Raw genomic sequence first — 13,720 nt, 5'->3', positions numbered from 1 at the left:
AACGGTAGCTGCTAGTCCTGTTCGAACAAGGCATCTACAAAAACTTCGGCATCAAAGTCTCTTAAGTCGTCAACTTGCTCACCCACACCGATAAATCGGATTGGGATTTCAAATTCTTTCGCTATCGCAAAAATAATACCGCCTTTGGCAGTACCATCTAGCTTAGTTAGCGTAATACCAGATACACCTACTGCTTCACTAAAGAGCTTGGCTTGGCTAATGGCATTTTGCCCTGTACCTGCGTCCAGTACTAACATCACTTCATGCGGTGCATTCTGATCAAGTTTCTTCATCACACGAACCACTTTTGACAGTTCGTTCATTAGGTTACTTTTATTTTGTAGACGGCCCGCAGTATCAGCTATGACAACATCAAAACCTTTTGCTGTTGCTGAATCAATGGCGTCAAAAATAACAGAAGCTGAATCAGAACCTGTCTGTTGTGCGACCACAGGAACCTGATTGCGTTCACCCCATACCTGTAATTGCTCAACCGCAGCCGCCCTAAAGGTATCGCCAGCCGCCAAAATGACTTTTTTGCCTTGTGCTTGAAACTTCTTCGTCAATTTACCTATGGTTGTGGTTTTACCCACACCATTTACACCTACCATCAAGATAACATAAGGCGCTTTTTTACCTTCCACCTCTGGCTCAGTCACCTCAAGAGGTTCAGCAGAGCCAGCTAACATTTCTCTTAATTCATGTTTTAAAGATGCCATTAAAGCATCAGCATCTTTTAACTCTTTACGATTCATTTTTTCAGTTAAAGTTGCGATTAGACTTTGCGTGGCTTCAACACCTACATCTGCCATCAATAACTGAGTTTCTAATTCTTCTAGCAAGTCATCATCAATTTGCTTGCTACCAACAATCAGATTCGCAAGCCCATTACCAAGACCGTTACGAGTACGGCTTAAGCCGGCTTTAACTCTTTGCGCCCAAGTAAGGCCTGAGTCAGCTTCCTCTACTTGAGGCTCTGCAACGGGTGCTGATTCCAATTCACTAGTTGTTGTCTCAGCTGCTTTTGGCTCTTGAGCTTCGACATCTAAGGTTTCTGCTTGGGCTTCTACTTGAGACGTTTGTTCTTTTACCTGAGAAACCGTCGAATCTTGTTTTGAATCAAGCGTATCTAATTGCTCTGTATCTTTTTTATCTGGCTCACTTGCCTCTGCACCCATTTTTTTAATGACACGAGGTTTAATTGCATACGCCAAGATAGCGAGCAAAGCACCAATAACGATAGGTGCATATTGGGCATATTCCCCAAAATAAGGTGTAAAAAACGCAATAATGCTATTAACAAATTCCATTCAGTGGATCTCTTACTGGGCTAAAAATCGAATTTAGTCACGATGTTTCAGCGAATTGAATAAAATAATTTGATGACCTGTGGTAAAAAGGCACAGAAAACAATCAATTTTAACATTATTCCTGTTAGCAAACAGGCCCATTGGAATGAAATTTAGTGTCTAATTGAATTCTTTCGGGGAATATCTCCCTTTTTAAGTAAATCATTAAGTATTCGGTAATTAACCATTAGCCTTATGAAAAAATCCGACAAGCCATTATTTAGTAAACCCGTCTTAGCAGGATTAATGATCTTCATTAGTCTTATGGTTCTGGTTCTTAATCTTACTGCACCGCCTTCCAAATACCCTGAAGCACACATAGAGTATTGGCAAACAGATAAGCAGATTCCTATTACTTGGGTTTATCAAAACACCTGGCAAGGTACGAATAAACTCGAACTACGTATCCGCTTTAATCATGGGCGTAAAGACGATAGTAAACTTGGCTTAACCGATGCTGTTTTTTCATTATTAATGCTAGATACTCTCCCTTTAAGCACTAGTTCTATCAACCAGCGCTTATCAGATGTAACAACGCAGCTCACCTACCATGTTAGTAATGAGGAAAGTGAACTCGCCATTACACTTAATAGTGAACCAAACTTTTTATCTGCCAGTATGGAAATACTCATACCTTGGTTCAACAATCCTGACTTCAAAAATCGTACCTTTCATAATTGGCAACAAGGTCATATCCCCTATTATCTCTCTAATAAGGCTCAGTTAGAGCAAAAGCTCTTCCCTCAAGCAAATAATTTGCCTTTAGATGGAGTATTAGACGAATACAGCTTAACTCTGCAAGACATTCAGCAACATTATCAAACGCTACTTGGGCAGATAGATAAAATTACTTTGGCAGGTAATATCAATGGTGTGCAGGAGATGCAGACTTATCTCGCTCAACTAACAAAGAACGCAGCCTACTCAGAAACGCCTGCGCCAATGAATATTGCGTCAAGAATAGGGCTACAGACCCAAGTTGGTCCGCAGCTATTGCAAAGCCATGGTGCTTTTGCCTTCAACCAAGTTAACAACGCTAAAGAATGGATCAGTTTGCAATTGTGGCTACCTTATTATCTGTCTCAGCTTAAACAAGCCAGTGCGCCCAGCTATGTGCAACTACATTTTGAATCTTCACCTCAGCAAAAATGGGCCTGGTGGAGCATTCAACATGAACAAAGCCCACTTTTGGATGCCTCTAAACCAGAAGCTAAATATCGACAAGATGAGTACTTTTCGCGAAGCGTATTAGATGAGTCAATCACAAGCTTTAGCCAAGATGCTTTCGAACAATCATTAACCCGCTATCAAGAGAAGCTAGCTAATTATACCCAGTCTCCAAGTTGGTGGGCGCGTATGGCAAGTCAAGAAACCCTAGCCTTAGAAGAGCAAGAGGGACTAACTGTCGGGCAGTGGAATGAAACCTATGGTGAAGCCGTTAAAGACCTCAGTTTTAAAGAGTTTAATGCCAATATTCGCCGCTTGATCATGACATCGAGTCTACAAGAGCTTCAGCAAAGACAGTAGTTATTAGGGCTTTCTTAATCAGGGTTGAGCCTTTAAAATAGCCAACCTTAAAAGCCCTACCAGTTGGAAGATTAGCCATGAACGCCCGCTCACGCGCCCCTAAAAAACTTGATCACGCGACTAATAAGTCTAAACAGCAAAGAGCAAAACTTAGAATTATCAGCGGCCAATGGCGTTCACGCATGTTACCTATCCCAGAGCTAGAAGGACTTAGGCCAACACCGGATAGAGTGAGAGAAACCCTCTTCAATTGGATTAACGCTTATGTACCTGGCGCTAAATGTGCGGATTTATTTTGTGGCTCGGGTGCTTTAGGATTAGAAGCGCTTTCACGTTCAGCGAAGAGCTGTGTATTTGTCGATGCCTCTCGTGTCGTTACCCAACAAATGCAGCAAAACTTAGCAACCCTTGGCTGTAAGGACGCGTTAACCCTTAATCAAGATGCGCTAAGTCTATTGAAGCTGCCGATAGAAGCTCAACCAAACTTAGCTGATAAAGCCCCTTTTGATTTAGTCTTTATTGATCCACCTTTTCGTAAAGGCTGGGTTGAAAACATCTTGCCATTATTAGAGCAAGGTTGGTTAGCAGAAGGCGCTCTCGTATATTTAGAAATGGAAAAAGAGACACCTTTACCTAGTATTACTCAATCTTGGGACTTACTAAAAGAAAAGACAGCAGGGCAACTCACCTATCGTTTATTTCAAGTCTATAAAGATTAATCACAGTTTGACCCCTATCAGATAAAACTGAATCAGATTAAACTATGATTCTTCATTTTAACCCTAGGCAAAACGGAGCAGGATGCGCACGTTAAGCTCGACTTACACAGCGTCTAAAAAACTCTTAGTACTGCAATTACTTTGCTGGTGCTGTTTTTTTGCTCTGCCTGCAATAAATGCCCAAGGCCAAGTCAGTGGTTATTGGGTTTCTCTGTGTACCACAGCAGGGATTGAACTCGTTAAAATAGAATCATCCGCAAGTGATTCAAAGCAGCATCAAACCACTCAATGCCCCTGTGTTCAGGATGTCATCGCCCTAAGCTTTCCTGAGTTTTTATCACCTTCTAATTTAACTTCAACACCCCTAGTTCATTATGCAAGCCAAGTCTCATTAAAGAGACCTTATTCGCTTGCCCATCCCAGAGCACCACCAAGCCGTACCGAGTTTTACCTTCTGCAATCAGCCTGAACACCTGATTGCTACTTGTAAGAGTACTAGCTGAGCACTGCTTAATTTTAAGCAGTGCTTTAGTGCGTGTGTGCGCACCTTTTTTATCTATTTAGTTTGCCAATTCCCCATTGGCATAAAAATAAAGGTTTCCCATGTCTATTCCACTTTCCAATCAAGAATCTAAACAAAAATCTAAACCCGCCTCACGACAGTTTTATCACTCCATTTGGCGTTGGCATTTCTATGCAGGGCTATTTGTTGTGCCTTTTTTAATTATCCTATCTGTCACTGGCCTCATCATGCTGTATCAACCAGTTCTAGAACCACAGCTTTATCAAGACAAGTATTTTGTCGAGGTTGGAGATTCAAAAATGACGTTTGAATCTCAAAAAGAAACCCTAGATCTTGCCTATTCAGGCACTATTAGAAAGTTTATTCAGGGCAAAGCGCCTAACCAGAGCAATCAATTTATCGTTAAAACGTCTGAAGGCATTAACCTCAAAGTCTTTACCAACCCTTATACAGGCCAAATACTGGGTGATATCAACCTAGATAATGGCCTCTATGCATTAAGTAATGACATACACGGTAGCTTACTGATTGGCGATATTGGTGACAGATTAATGGAGCTAGCGGCGAGTTTTACCATACTATTGGCAATCACAGGAAGTTATTTATGGTGGCCAAGAAGTCCCGCTAAAAAGCAGACTAGCAATCGTTTTATCCAAGCCCTGAAGATCAGAAAACAAAATGGTAAAAGGATGTTCTGGCGTGACCTGCATTCCATCACAGGCCTAGCATCACTTGTCTTTTTGGTCTTTTTCTCTCTCTCTGGTTTAGCTTGGAGTGGTATCTGGGGAGGGCAGTTTGTACAAGCTTGGAGCAGCTTTCCAACGGACAAAAGAGCATCCAATTTCAACTCTAACCCAATCACAGACCCAGACGATATTCACGCTAACCATAAAAGCTTAAATACAGGTGTGATTGAAACTATGCCATGGAATCTAGAGCTTAGCCCTTTACCAGAATCTGGGACTAACTCAGGTTCAAAGGGCATAGAACAAGGTGTGGGTGTTGACCTTGATTCCGTATCAGCTTTCGCCCTCAAAGTTGGATTCACTCACTTTACTGTTAGCTTGCCAAGTAACGATACTGGGGTTTATACCATTTCAGCAAATACTATGAGTGGTGACATTCAAGACGCGACTCAAGATAGAACCCTGCATTTGGACCAGTATACCGGCAAGGTATTAGCAGATATCGGCTATGCTGATTACAACTTGGTGGCTAAATCGATGGCGGTAGGCATTGCGCTTCACCAAGCTAACTACAGCCTTTGGAACCTCATTCTAAATACTGTGGCTTGCGCCATGATCATATTACTAAGTGTCAGCGGACTCTATATCTGGTGGTTACGTCGTCCAAGCCAGAGCCGTGGTTTAAGCGCTCCACCTTTACCACAAAATCTAGGACGTTGGAAAAATGCCAGCATACTCATGCTTTTCTTATCTTTATTCTTCCCCCTAGCCGCTATTTGTCTAGTTAGCTTGATTATTATCGATGCGATACTTGTCCGTTTTATGCCAAGTATCAAGCGTGTTTATCAATAACCAAAGAACCTAGAAAACAAGCACTAATAAGGAGCAAAACAGTATGTTTTGCTCCTTTATCAAGGCTTATTCACTTCTTATCTATCTTATGAAACGCTTAATGGACTAGATCACTTGAAGGCCTTATGCACACAGGATAGACTGTGTCCATTATAGCCAAATATTAGACAGCTTAAAGGTCTTAAAACACTGGCTAATTTCGCTTTTCGAGTCACCCATTCAAACCAGGAAATCTATTCGTATGCCGGACAATATCCCAGCCGATTCCGTTGGTATTGTGGTCCCTCAAGTTGCGCACTTCGATCAGGCTTTAAGCCTAAGTTGCGGCACTGAGTTAGCCCAATATGACCTAATCTATGAGACATACGGCTCACTTAATGCCGAACGCTCAAATGCTATCTTGATTTGCCACGCACTCAGTGGTGATCATCATGCGGCGGGCTATCATGCAATGGATGATAAAAAACCAGGTTGGTGGGATAACGCGATAGGACCTGGCAAACCAATCGACACTTCACGCTTTTATGTTATCTGCTTGAATAATCTTGGTGGTTGCGGTGGCAGTACTGGACCCACAACCGTTAACCCTGAGACCAACCAAGTCTGGGGGGCAGACTTCCCTATTGTCACAGTAGAAGACTGGGTAGAAAGCCAAGCACGTCTTGCCGATAAGCTAGGCATAGATACCTTTGCTGCTATTGTGGGTGGCAGTCTAGGCGGCATGCAAGTTCTACAATGGAGCATACGTTACCCTGAGCGCTTAAAGTCGGCTGTCATTATTGCTTCAGCACCTAAGCTCTCGACGCAAAATATTGCTTTTAATGAGGTCGCACGACAATCCATTAGCCGTGACCCAGAATTCCATCAGGGTGATTATCATGCCAAGCAAACCTTACCAAGAAATGGCTTAGGGTTAGCTCGCATGCTTGGTCATATTACCTATTTATCAACAGATTCATTAGGTGAAAAGTTCGGCCGCACCATGCGTCATGATGAGTATCAGTACAACTATGATATTGATTTTGAAGTAGAAAGTTATTTGCGTTATCAAGGCGAAGCTTTCACAAAACGCTTTGATGCCAACACTTATATGCTGATGACCAAAGCACTGGATTATTTTGACCCAGCAGCCAAAGCTGACGGCGACTTATCAAAAGTACTTTCCGTTGCTAAATGTGATTTCTTATTAGTGTCCTTCTCTACTGACTGGCGCTTTTCACCTGAGCGCAGCGAAGAAATAGTCGATGCCCTAGTGAAAGCCGGTAAGCACGTCAGTTACGCCAGAGTTGAAGCTAGCCAAGGGCACGATGCTTTCCTTTTCCCTCTGCCTAGATACATGGCGGCGTTAACAGGCTTTTTAAACCGAACCCACAACAAGCTGCTTGCTAGTACTAATAAGGGAGCAAACTAATGCGCGCTGATTTAGACATTATCAATGAGTGGGTTCAACCCAAAAGCCGTGTTCTTGACTTAGGTTGTGGCGAAGGTGAGTTATTAAGCCATATTATTGGCAATAAAGAGGTACAGGGTTACGGCCTTGAAATTGATGCCGCGCACATTAACCAATGTATTGAAAATGGTGTGCCGGTACTAGAGCATGATCTTGATAAAGGGTTGGATAACTTTGATAACGAGAGTTTTGACCTTGTTGTCATGACGCATGCGTTACAGCAGTTTCGTCGTCCTGACTTACTCTTGGACGAAATGCTAAGGGTAGGTAAAGAATGCATAATCACCTTTCCTAACTTTGGTCATTGGCGTAACCGTATCCATCTTGGATTAAAAGGTCACATGCCCGTTTCCGAGTTCTTACCTTATAATTGGTATGATACGCCCAACATTCACTTTTGTACTTTCAAGGATTTTGAAACCCTTTGCCAAGAAAAAGGCATCAAAATTTTACGATCAGCGGCAGTTGATGGGCAATTGAGAGACAGGTGGTGGATTAAAGCTATGCCAAACTTATTCAGTGAAACCGCGATTTTTCACGTTAGCCGTTAGGAAGGTTCCATGAAACACATCATTATTTTCTTTTGCTTTATTTTTAGTAGCCTGACGTATGCCGAGCAGAAACAAAGCTTTGGCGAGTTAGAAGTACATTTCAACACCTTTGAATCCACCTTTCTTACCCCTAAAATTGCGCAACAATATGGTTTTATTAGAAGTAAGGGTCGTGGCCTGCTAAATGTTGCGGTTATCAAGCCAAGTAAATCAGAGCTTCCACAAACTTTACCTGCCATAGTGACAGGTAAAGTGACTAACTTAATTGGCCAAATCGTAAAACTAGACTTTGTAACCATAGACGAAGGCAACGCGATTTATTATATTGCCGCCTTCACAAAAACAGACGATGAGATTCTGCGCTTTCAAGTCGATGCAAAACTCGACGCTAACAGCGCACCCATGACTGTTAAATTTAAAAAACACCTCTATGTTGACCGATAACAAAGGATCATTTGCATGAGTAAGACCCTTGTATTAGCCAGTAACAATACGGGCAAAATCAATGAATTCAATGACATGCTGTCTAACTTGGGATTTGAGGTTAAACCTCAAGGTGAATTCAATGTAGAGGAAGCCGAAGAGAATGGCTTAAGCTTTATCGAAAATGCCATTTTAAAGGCCCGTAATGCCTGCGCTCAAACAGGGTTACCTGCAATTGCTGATGACTCAGGTATTGAAGTAGATTACTTAAATGGTGCCCCAGGCATCTACTCAGCACGTTTTGCTGGCGAACACGGTAATAGCAAAGCCAATAATGCGCTTTTGCTAGAAAAGCTTGAAGGTGTGCCAGAAGAAGAGCGTACCGCACGCTTTCATTGTGTTCTTGCCTACATGAAACATAAAGATGACCCAACACCTTTGGTTTTCCACGGTGTATGGGAAGGTTCAATCTTGACCGAAGTTCAAGGTAAACACGGTTTTGGTTATGATCCTGTTTTTTATGTGCCTAATCGAGACTGTAGCGCAGCTATGCTCACCAAAGATGAGAAGAATCGCATTAGTCACAGAGCCATAGCTCTACAGCAACTACTTGCTGCATTTGAGCAGGCCCAAGCCTAGTTTCAATGCCAGATTTATTACCGCCATTAAGCCTTTATGTACACCTACCTTGGTGTGTTCGAAAGTGCCCTTATTGTGATTTCAATTCACATCAGGCAGACCGCTTTGAAGAGGAAGGCAAGCTACCAGAAGCGGCGTACCTCAAGCAATTATTTGCAGACCTAGAAGTTGACCTTGCCTATGTGCAAGGTCGTCAAATTCAAAGTATGTTTATTGGTGGCGGCACGCCAAGTTTAATGAGCGCTGACTTCTACTATCAATTGATGTCAGGCTTAAAACAAAGATTAGATTTTGTGTCTGATGCTGAAATTACCATGGAAGCGAATCCTGGTACGTTTGAGCAAGAGAAGTTCACTCATTTTCGTAAAGCTGGCATCAATAGACTCTCCATTGGCATTCAAAGTTTTCAGCCAAACCTGTTGAAAACCCTAGGAAGAATCCACAATCGGGAAGAAGCGATAGCTGCTGTGGATAAGTCTCGCCAAGCCGGCTTTGATAATATCAATATTGATTTGATGCATGGCTTACCTGATCAATCCCTCGAACAGGCCATGGAAGATCTAGAAATTGCCATCAAATTAGCCCCAGAGCACCTGTCTTGGTATCAATTAACAATTGAACCGAATACTGAATTTTACCGTCGTCCACCTGAACTTCCTGAAGATAATACCCTTTGGCATATTCAAGATATAGGGCAAGCCCTGTTAACTAAACAAGGTTATGCGCAATATGAAGTATCAGCCAACTCGCAAGTAAACAGACAAGCCAAACACAATTTAAACTACTGGCGTTTCGGGGATTACCTTGGCATAGGGGCCGGTGCTCACGGTAAAATCACCTTAGCCGATGGTCAAATTTTTCGTACTCGTAAAACCCGCCATCCAAACCATTATCTGGGAAACTTACCAGCAGCACTTTGCATCAAAGAGAGCGTTGAAAAAGACGATATGCCGTTTGAGTTTATGATGAATAGGTTAAGGTTGTTTGAAGCTTTCGATCTGGCAGAGTATCAGCAGTTTTGCCAACACCAACCACCTGAAAGCTTGTTAAAGCAGCTACAAGAAGCCGTTGATAAAGGCTTATTAGAAGCTCAGGATTGGCAACAAAAGCGTATTTGCACCACAGAAAAAGGCAAACTCTTTTTAAACGAGTTATTAGAAATGTTTTTATAACATCAGCTAGGGAACCTAAGGAAGGATATGACAAAGTTTTTTCTATTACTTAGCCTAGGCTTAGCTTCCGTTAGCCACGCCCAACAATACTTTTCGTTTGGCCTTAAAGAGAATAGCTGGCTTAAGCAATCAGACGAGCAAAAGTACGCGTTAGATCACAGTCAGTATCAAACCTTTCAATACGGTTATTCAGGCCCGATCAAACCTGCGGTTTTAGTGGATATTAGCCTAGATAAAGAAGAGGAAGTACGCGAATTTTCCATCAGTTATGTCTGGCAAGAGCACTTTTTCCAGATTGATCAAGGTGTCATTGCCGGCACCACAAGTGGGAATGCAGATAACGCTGATGGCACTTTTTTTAATACCTACAAGCAACTGCTTATATTGAAAAAGCGCTTTAAAGACTCAAGTGTGATGCTAGGAACAGGCTATCGAACCAGTGAAGTGCCACACCTATTTAAATACAGCAATCAAACCCTGCAAGACGATGCCCTTAAAATCACGACCTTTGGCGTTGGTATCTATAATGATCCTATTTATCACTATATTCATTCGGATGAACAAGGTGAGAGAAAGGACTGGTACTTCTCTACCTCTGCTGTTTTAGGTTTATCGCAAGCCACAGCCAGTAATGCCAATGCCTTAAGCAACAAAGGAGTGAATGGTGAAAGCTGGTTATTGTATGGTGCCCAAGGAAACTACGAACTGGGTTACTTTTACGGTTTTAAAAATGAAAACTACTCACTGGCAGTGAATATTGGCTACCAAGTTCAAAGTGACATTCTGCTCAGTGCAAGGCCCTTCGATCTATTTGATTCGACCAATAACGAGTTATCACTCTCAAGTTTAAAGCGCATCACCCATGGACCAAGTGCCAGAATAAATTATGCATTTTAGGCTCGAAACTAGTCCATAAATAGTGTTAGAATCTCGACCCTCTTAAGGGAGTAATTTCCTTGCCAGTGGCACATTAAAGCTGACAAGGTTCTTTATCAACATAATCGAACCTCAAGTTCGTGGTAAAGAAGTCCTACTGGGATTAATGAGACTTAAGACAAATTCCTGTTCCAATGTGGGCGACGGGGTTTTGTCTTATTGTCAGTTAGCCCACATTAGGAACCTTTATATGCAAGCCTTAATCGCATCTCTAAGCTCAGTCACTCTGGCTGAAATCGGCGATAAAACTCAGTTACTGACCCTCTTTCTTGCAACGCGTTTTGCCTCCAAAAATGCCATCATAATGGCGATTCTATTAGCCACCTTAATCAACCATGGTATCAGTGCGTATTTTGGCCTCTGGTTAAGCTCTTTATTACCTGCCAATGGGCAAACCTGGTTAATTGGCTTGAGCTTCATTGCGGTCGGCTTTTGGTTACTGATCCCAGACAAAGAGGGTGACGATGAAAATAAGCTTTTTAAATACGGAGCCTTCATTACCAGCTTTATCCTGTTTTCATTGGCTGAAATCGGCGACAAGACTCAGGTCGCTACTGTCATTCTAGGCGCAAACTTTCCACAAACCTTACAAGTTGTGATTGGCTCGACTCTGGGCATGCTGCTCGCTAATTTGCCTATGATTTATGCAGGTAATTATCTGATGCAACGTATTAATTTAGATAAGTCTCGCCGTCTCGCTTGCGCTTTATTTTTACTCTTAGGACTCGCCACCATAGGCTTACCTATGTTAAAGATATAATCAAAGGTTATTGATAAGGATAGGGAAATGCCTAAATTAGAAATTCATGCTGGCCCAGAGGCATTAACACAGCTGCAGCAAGAAGGTTTTCAGAGCCATCTATTTAGCCACTTTTTAGGTGCCAGCGGCGGCCCTAAATGGTTTTCTCATTATGCTTTGGATAGCTATTTAATCGCCGAATTTTTCCATAAAAGAGAAACACCCTTACATTTCATTGGTTCTAGTGCCGGTGCATTTCGCGCCTCATGCTTTGCCCGTAAAGACCCAGTAGACGCCTTAGAGAATTTAGCCCGAATCTATTCTCAGACCTGTTACGCAAAAGGGGCCGATGCTAAGCAAATCACTCAACAAACACGGGATCTTATCGATGAACTTTTTGCCGAAAAAGGGGCAGAAGAAATTATCAACAACACCCTCTATCAGGCTCATTTTGTGGTGGCCAAATGCCAAGGTTTAAGCGCAAGTGAACAGACAGGCTTACAACTAGCAGGTATGTTTTCAAGCTATGTAAAAAACCGCTTGGGTCGTCAACACCTTGCAAGTCAGTCTAAACGTTTTATTTTCCAGCCTGCCCATAGCAAGCTGCAAGTCAGTGACCCGTTTAAAATTCCCACCCAACAGATCACACTCACTCAAGAAAATATTAAAGATGCCCTATTGGCTTCTGGTTCAATTCCCCTTGTCATGGAAGGTATTGCCAATATAGCAGGGGCTCCTAAAGGCATGTATCGAGATGGCGGCTTGATTGATTACCACTTTGACTTAGACTTTCATAATCAAGGGCTTATCCTCTACCCTCACTATGATGCTAAGCCCAAAGCGGGTTGGTTTGATAAGTCCCTAAGCAGAACACCACAGGCAAGTCATTATGATAAGGCAGTGATCCTTTGCCCTTCTGCTGAATTTATCGAATCTTTTCCTTTTCAAAAAATTCCAGATCGTAATGATTTTAAAAACCTGACTGATGAAGAGCGCATCCCTTACTGGCAAAAAGTCATGAGAATGACACAGGTATTAGCCGAAGAGCTAGATGACCTGATTCAGAAACAGGATATCAGCCGGATTAAGCCACTAGTTCTGGTCTAGATTATCAAGACGCTTAAATTCAGTCGGTGATTTACCATACCTTAAATAAAAACGGCGGCTAAAATGAGACACATTAAGAAAGCCGCTTTCAATACTGGCTTGCGTCACGCTCATCCCTTGTTTCAACTTGGTTGCTGCGACTTCAATACGCCTTTGAATTTGATACTCGCCAGGAGTACAACCTAGCTGTTGTTTAAAACGCTGGAAGAACTTAGAGCGGCTCATGCACGCAAGTTTTTGCAATTGCTCCATATCTAAAGGCAAGTCCAAGTAATCTTCTATATGTTGCAAGGCCCGATGTAAGCCAGTCAGTTCGGGATCGTAATCTAATTGCTTAAGTAAAAAGTTACGGGCTTGTTGCTGTAACATACGCACAGTCAATTCGGAGATCCCAAGCTCTATCATGAGATCTCGCTCATCACTGTTTTCTGAATAAAGCGCAACCAGCCTTTCTAGCAAGGACTGAGTCGGTTGAGATAAATCCATATGCAGATTATCCGAGTCACGATAGCGCCACTCACCAATCTCGGCTATGGGTTTATTCTTCAGGTTAAGCTGATCACAGATTTGCTGAATCCGAGCTTGGCTTAAATTGATCGTTAAGCAAGTCGTTGGGTCTTGCTCCTTCGCCAAGGGAAAATCGATATCAATATGTTGATTAGGCGACATGACAAAGGATTGTTGCGGCAAAAAATCGAACGCCACATCATCACAATGCACCACCTTCTTTCCCGTTAACATGCCGCATAGGGTAATACCGTCCGAATCTAGTCCGACTCTATTCGCACTTTCGTAGGTATCATAAATACTCAATTCAGACTCTAGCCCAGCAAAGCCAATACGATTCTCGACCATTTTTAATGGATTAGATCTGGCCCTACTGATATTGCTATTCGCCTCTTTTAAAACAGATCGTGCTGCTAAATCTGCCATCAATTCGCCTCGCCATCTTTTTATTATTTTTAAGCTTACAAGCCTTCCTTGGTTTTTACTCAAGTATTCAGTTTGGACTGAGACAACAAAGGTTAGGACTGTCAGAGCAATGGT

At 42.3% G+C, this 13,720-nt stretch carries 14 protein-coding genes and 1 riboswitch; of the genes, 12 read left to right on the top strand and 2 right to left on the bottom strand.

Going from position 1 to position 13,720, the window contains the following annotated elements:
• Positions 1–11: 11 nt before the first annotated feature.
• Positions 12–1,310, bottom strand: coding sequence for a signal recognition particle-docking protein FtsY (gene ftsY / locus OA91_RS15010; RefSeq protein ID WP_063339080.1), 1,299 nt, complete (start codon positions 1,308–1,310; stop codon positions 12–14).
• A 285-nt stretch (positions 1,311–1,595) separates the two neighbouring features.
• Here ftsY and OA91_RS15005 point away from each other — a divergent pair, with 285 nt between their 5' ends.
• From OA91_RS15005 to OA91_RS14950, 12 genes are all read left to right on the top strand, one after another.
• Positions 1,596–2,876, top strand: coding sequence for a hypothetical protein (locus tag OA91_RS15005; RefSeq protein WP_063339079.1), 1,281 nt, complete (start codon positions 1,596–1,598; stop codon positions 2,874–2,876).
• Between the two features lie 77 nt (positions 2,877–2,953).
• The gene (gene rsmD / locus OA91_RS15000; RefSeq protein ID WP_063339078.1) at positions 2,954–3,595 is read left to right on the top strand and encodes a 16S rRNA (guanine(966)-N(2))-methyltransferase RsmD; all 642 of its coding nucleotides are present in this window, start codon (positions 2,954–2,956) and stop codon (positions 3,593–3,595) included.
• 82 nt (positions 3,596–3,677) lie between these two features.
• Complete coding sequence (locus OA91_RS14995; protein ID WP_063339077.1) at positions 3,678–4,064, top strand: hypothetical protein; 387 nt, start codon at positions 3,678–3,680, stop codon at positions 4,062–4,064.
• Between the two features lie 134 nt (positions 4,065–4,198).
• Complete coding sequence (locus OA91_RS14990; protein WP_063339076.1) at positions 4,199–5,656, top strand: PepSY-associated TM helix domain-containing protein; 1,458 nt, start codon at positions 4,199–4,201, stop codon at positions 5,654–5,656.
• 241 nt (positions 5,657–5,897) lie between these two features.
• Entirely contained in the window at positions 5,898–7,067 is a 1,170-nt protein-coding gene (metX, locus tag OA91_RS14985) for a homoserine O-succinyltransferase MetX (RefSeq protein ID WP_046015284.1), read from the top strand.
• Positions 7,067–7,657 (top strand): methionine biosynthesis protein MetW, encoded by a 591-nt coding sequence (gene metW / locus OA91_RS14980; protein WP_046015285.1) that lies wholly within the window; start codon positions 7,067–7,069, stop codon positions 7,655–7,657. Before metX ends, metW begins: the two co-directional genes overlap by 1 nt.
• Positions 7,658–7,666: 9 nt before the next feature.
• The gene (locus OA91_RS14975) at positions 7,667–8,101 is read left to right on the top strand and encodes a DUF4426 domain-containing protein (RefSeq protein WP_046015286.1); all 435 of its coding nucleotides are present in this window, start codon (positions 7,667–7,669) and stop codon (positions 8,099–8,101) included.
• 15 nt (positions 8,102–8,116) lie between these two features.
• On the top strand, positions 8,117–8,719 hold the full coding sequence (gene rdgB / locus OA91_RS14970; protein ID WP_063339075.1) for an RdgB/HAM1 family non-canonical purine NTP pyrophosphatase: 603 nt from the start codon (positions 8,117–8,119) through the stop codon (positions 8,717–8,719).
• Between the two features lie 5 nt (positions 8,720–8,724).
• Positions 8,725–9,891, top strand: coding sequence for a radical SAM family heme chaperone HemW (hemW, locus tag OA91_RS14965; protein ID WP_063339074.1), 1,167 nt, complete (start codon positions 8,725–8,727; stop codon positions 9,889–9,891).
• 27 nt (positions 9,892–9,918) lie between these two features.
• Positions 9,919–10,788: a hypothetical protein gene (locus tag OA91_RS14960; protein ID WP_063339073.1), complete on the top strand. Its 870-nt coding sequence runs from the start codon at positions 9,919–9,921 to the stop codon at positions 10,786–10,788.
• Positions 10,789–10,821: 33 nt separating this feature from the next.
• A riboswitch (yybP-ykoY riboswitch) is annotated at positions 10,822–11,012 on the top strand.
• Between the two features lie 5 nt (positions 11,013–11,017).
• Positions 11,018–11,587: a TMEM165/GDT1 family protein gene (locus OA91_RS14955; protein WP_063339072.1), complete on the top strand. Its 570-nt coding sequence runs from the start codon at positions 11,018–11,020 to the stop codon at positions 11,585–11,587.
• Positions 11,588–11,614: 27 nt separating this feature from the next.
• Entirely contained in the window at positions 11,615–12,673 is a 1,059-nt protein-coding gene (locus OA91_RS14950; protein ID WP_063339071.1) for a patatin-like phospholipase family protein, read from the top strand.
• Here OA91_RS14950 and OA91_RS14945 read toward each other — a convergent pair.
• Positions 12,659–13,606, bottom strand: coding sequence for an AraC family transcriptional regulator N-terminal domain-containing protein (locus OA91_RS14945; protein WP_046015861.1), 948 nt, complete (start codon positions 13,604–13,606; stop codon positions 12,659–12,661). The genes OA91_RS14950 and OA91_RS14945 overlap by 15 nt on opposite strands.
• Positions 13,607–13,720: the final 114 nt, after the last annotated feature.

The sequence above is a fragment of the Marinomonas sp. SBI8L genome, assembly GCF_001624705.1.
Taxonomy (GTDB): domain Bacteria; phylum Pseudomonadota; class Gammaproteobacteria; order Pseudomonadales; family Marinomonadaceae; genus Marinomonas.
The sequence above is the reverse complement of the archived record's forward strand: the minus strand, read 5'-3'. Positions and strand labels throughout refer to the sequence as shown.

Coding starts and splice junctions, on each gene's coding strand:
- ftsY (WP_063339080.1), bottom strand. CDS start 1,310: ATGGAATTTGTTAATAGCATTATTGCGTTTTTTACACCTTATTTTGGG.
- OA91_RS15005 (WP_063339079.1), top strand. CDS start 1,596: ATGATCTTCATTAGTCTTATGGTTCTGGTTCTTAATCTTACTGCACCG.
- rsmD (WP_063339078.1), top strand. CDS start 2,954: ATGAACGCCCGCTCACGCGCCCCTAAAAAACTTGATCACGCGACTAAT.
- OA91_RS14995 (WP_063339077.1), top strand. CDS start 3,678: ATGCGCACGTTAAGCTCGACTTACACAGCGTCTAAAAAACTCTTAGTA.
- OA91_RS14990 (WP_063339076.1), top strand. CDS start 4,199: ATGTCTATTCCACTTTCCAATCAAGAATCTAAACAAAAATCTAAACCC.
- metX (WP_046015284.1), top strand. CDS start 5,898: ATGCCGGACAATATCCCAGCCGATTCCGTTGGTATTGTGGTCCCTCAA.
- metW (WP_046015285.1), top strand. CDS start 7,067: ATGCGCGCTGATTTAGACATTATCAATGAGTGGGTTCAACCCAAAAGC.
- OA91_RS14975 (WP_046015286.1), top strand. CDS start 7,667: ATGAAACACATCATTATTTTCTTTTGCTTTATTTTTAGTAGCCTGACG.
- rdgB (WP_063339075.1), top strand. CDS start 8,117: ATGAGTAAGACCCTTGTATTAGCCAGTAACAATACGGGCAAAATCAAT.
- hemW (WP_063339074.1), top strand. CDS start 8,725: ATGCCAGATTTATTACCGCCATTAAGCCTTTATGTACACCTACCTTGG.
- OA91_RS14960 (WP_063339073.1), top strand. CDS start 9,919: ATGACAAAGTTTTTTCTATTACTTAGCCTAGGCTTAGCTTCCGTTAGC.
- OA91_RS14955 (WP_063339072.1), top strand. CDS start 11,018: ATGCAAGCCTTAATCGCATCTCTAAGCTCAGTCACTCTGGCTGAAATC.
- OA91_RS14950 (WP_063339071.1), top strand. CDS start 11,615: ATGCCTAAATTAGAAATTCATGCTGGCCCAGAGGCATTAACACAGCTG.
- OA91_RS14945 (WP_046015861.1), bottom strand. CDS start 13,606: ATGGCAGATTTAGCAGCACGATCTGTTTTAAAAGAGGCGAATAGCAAT.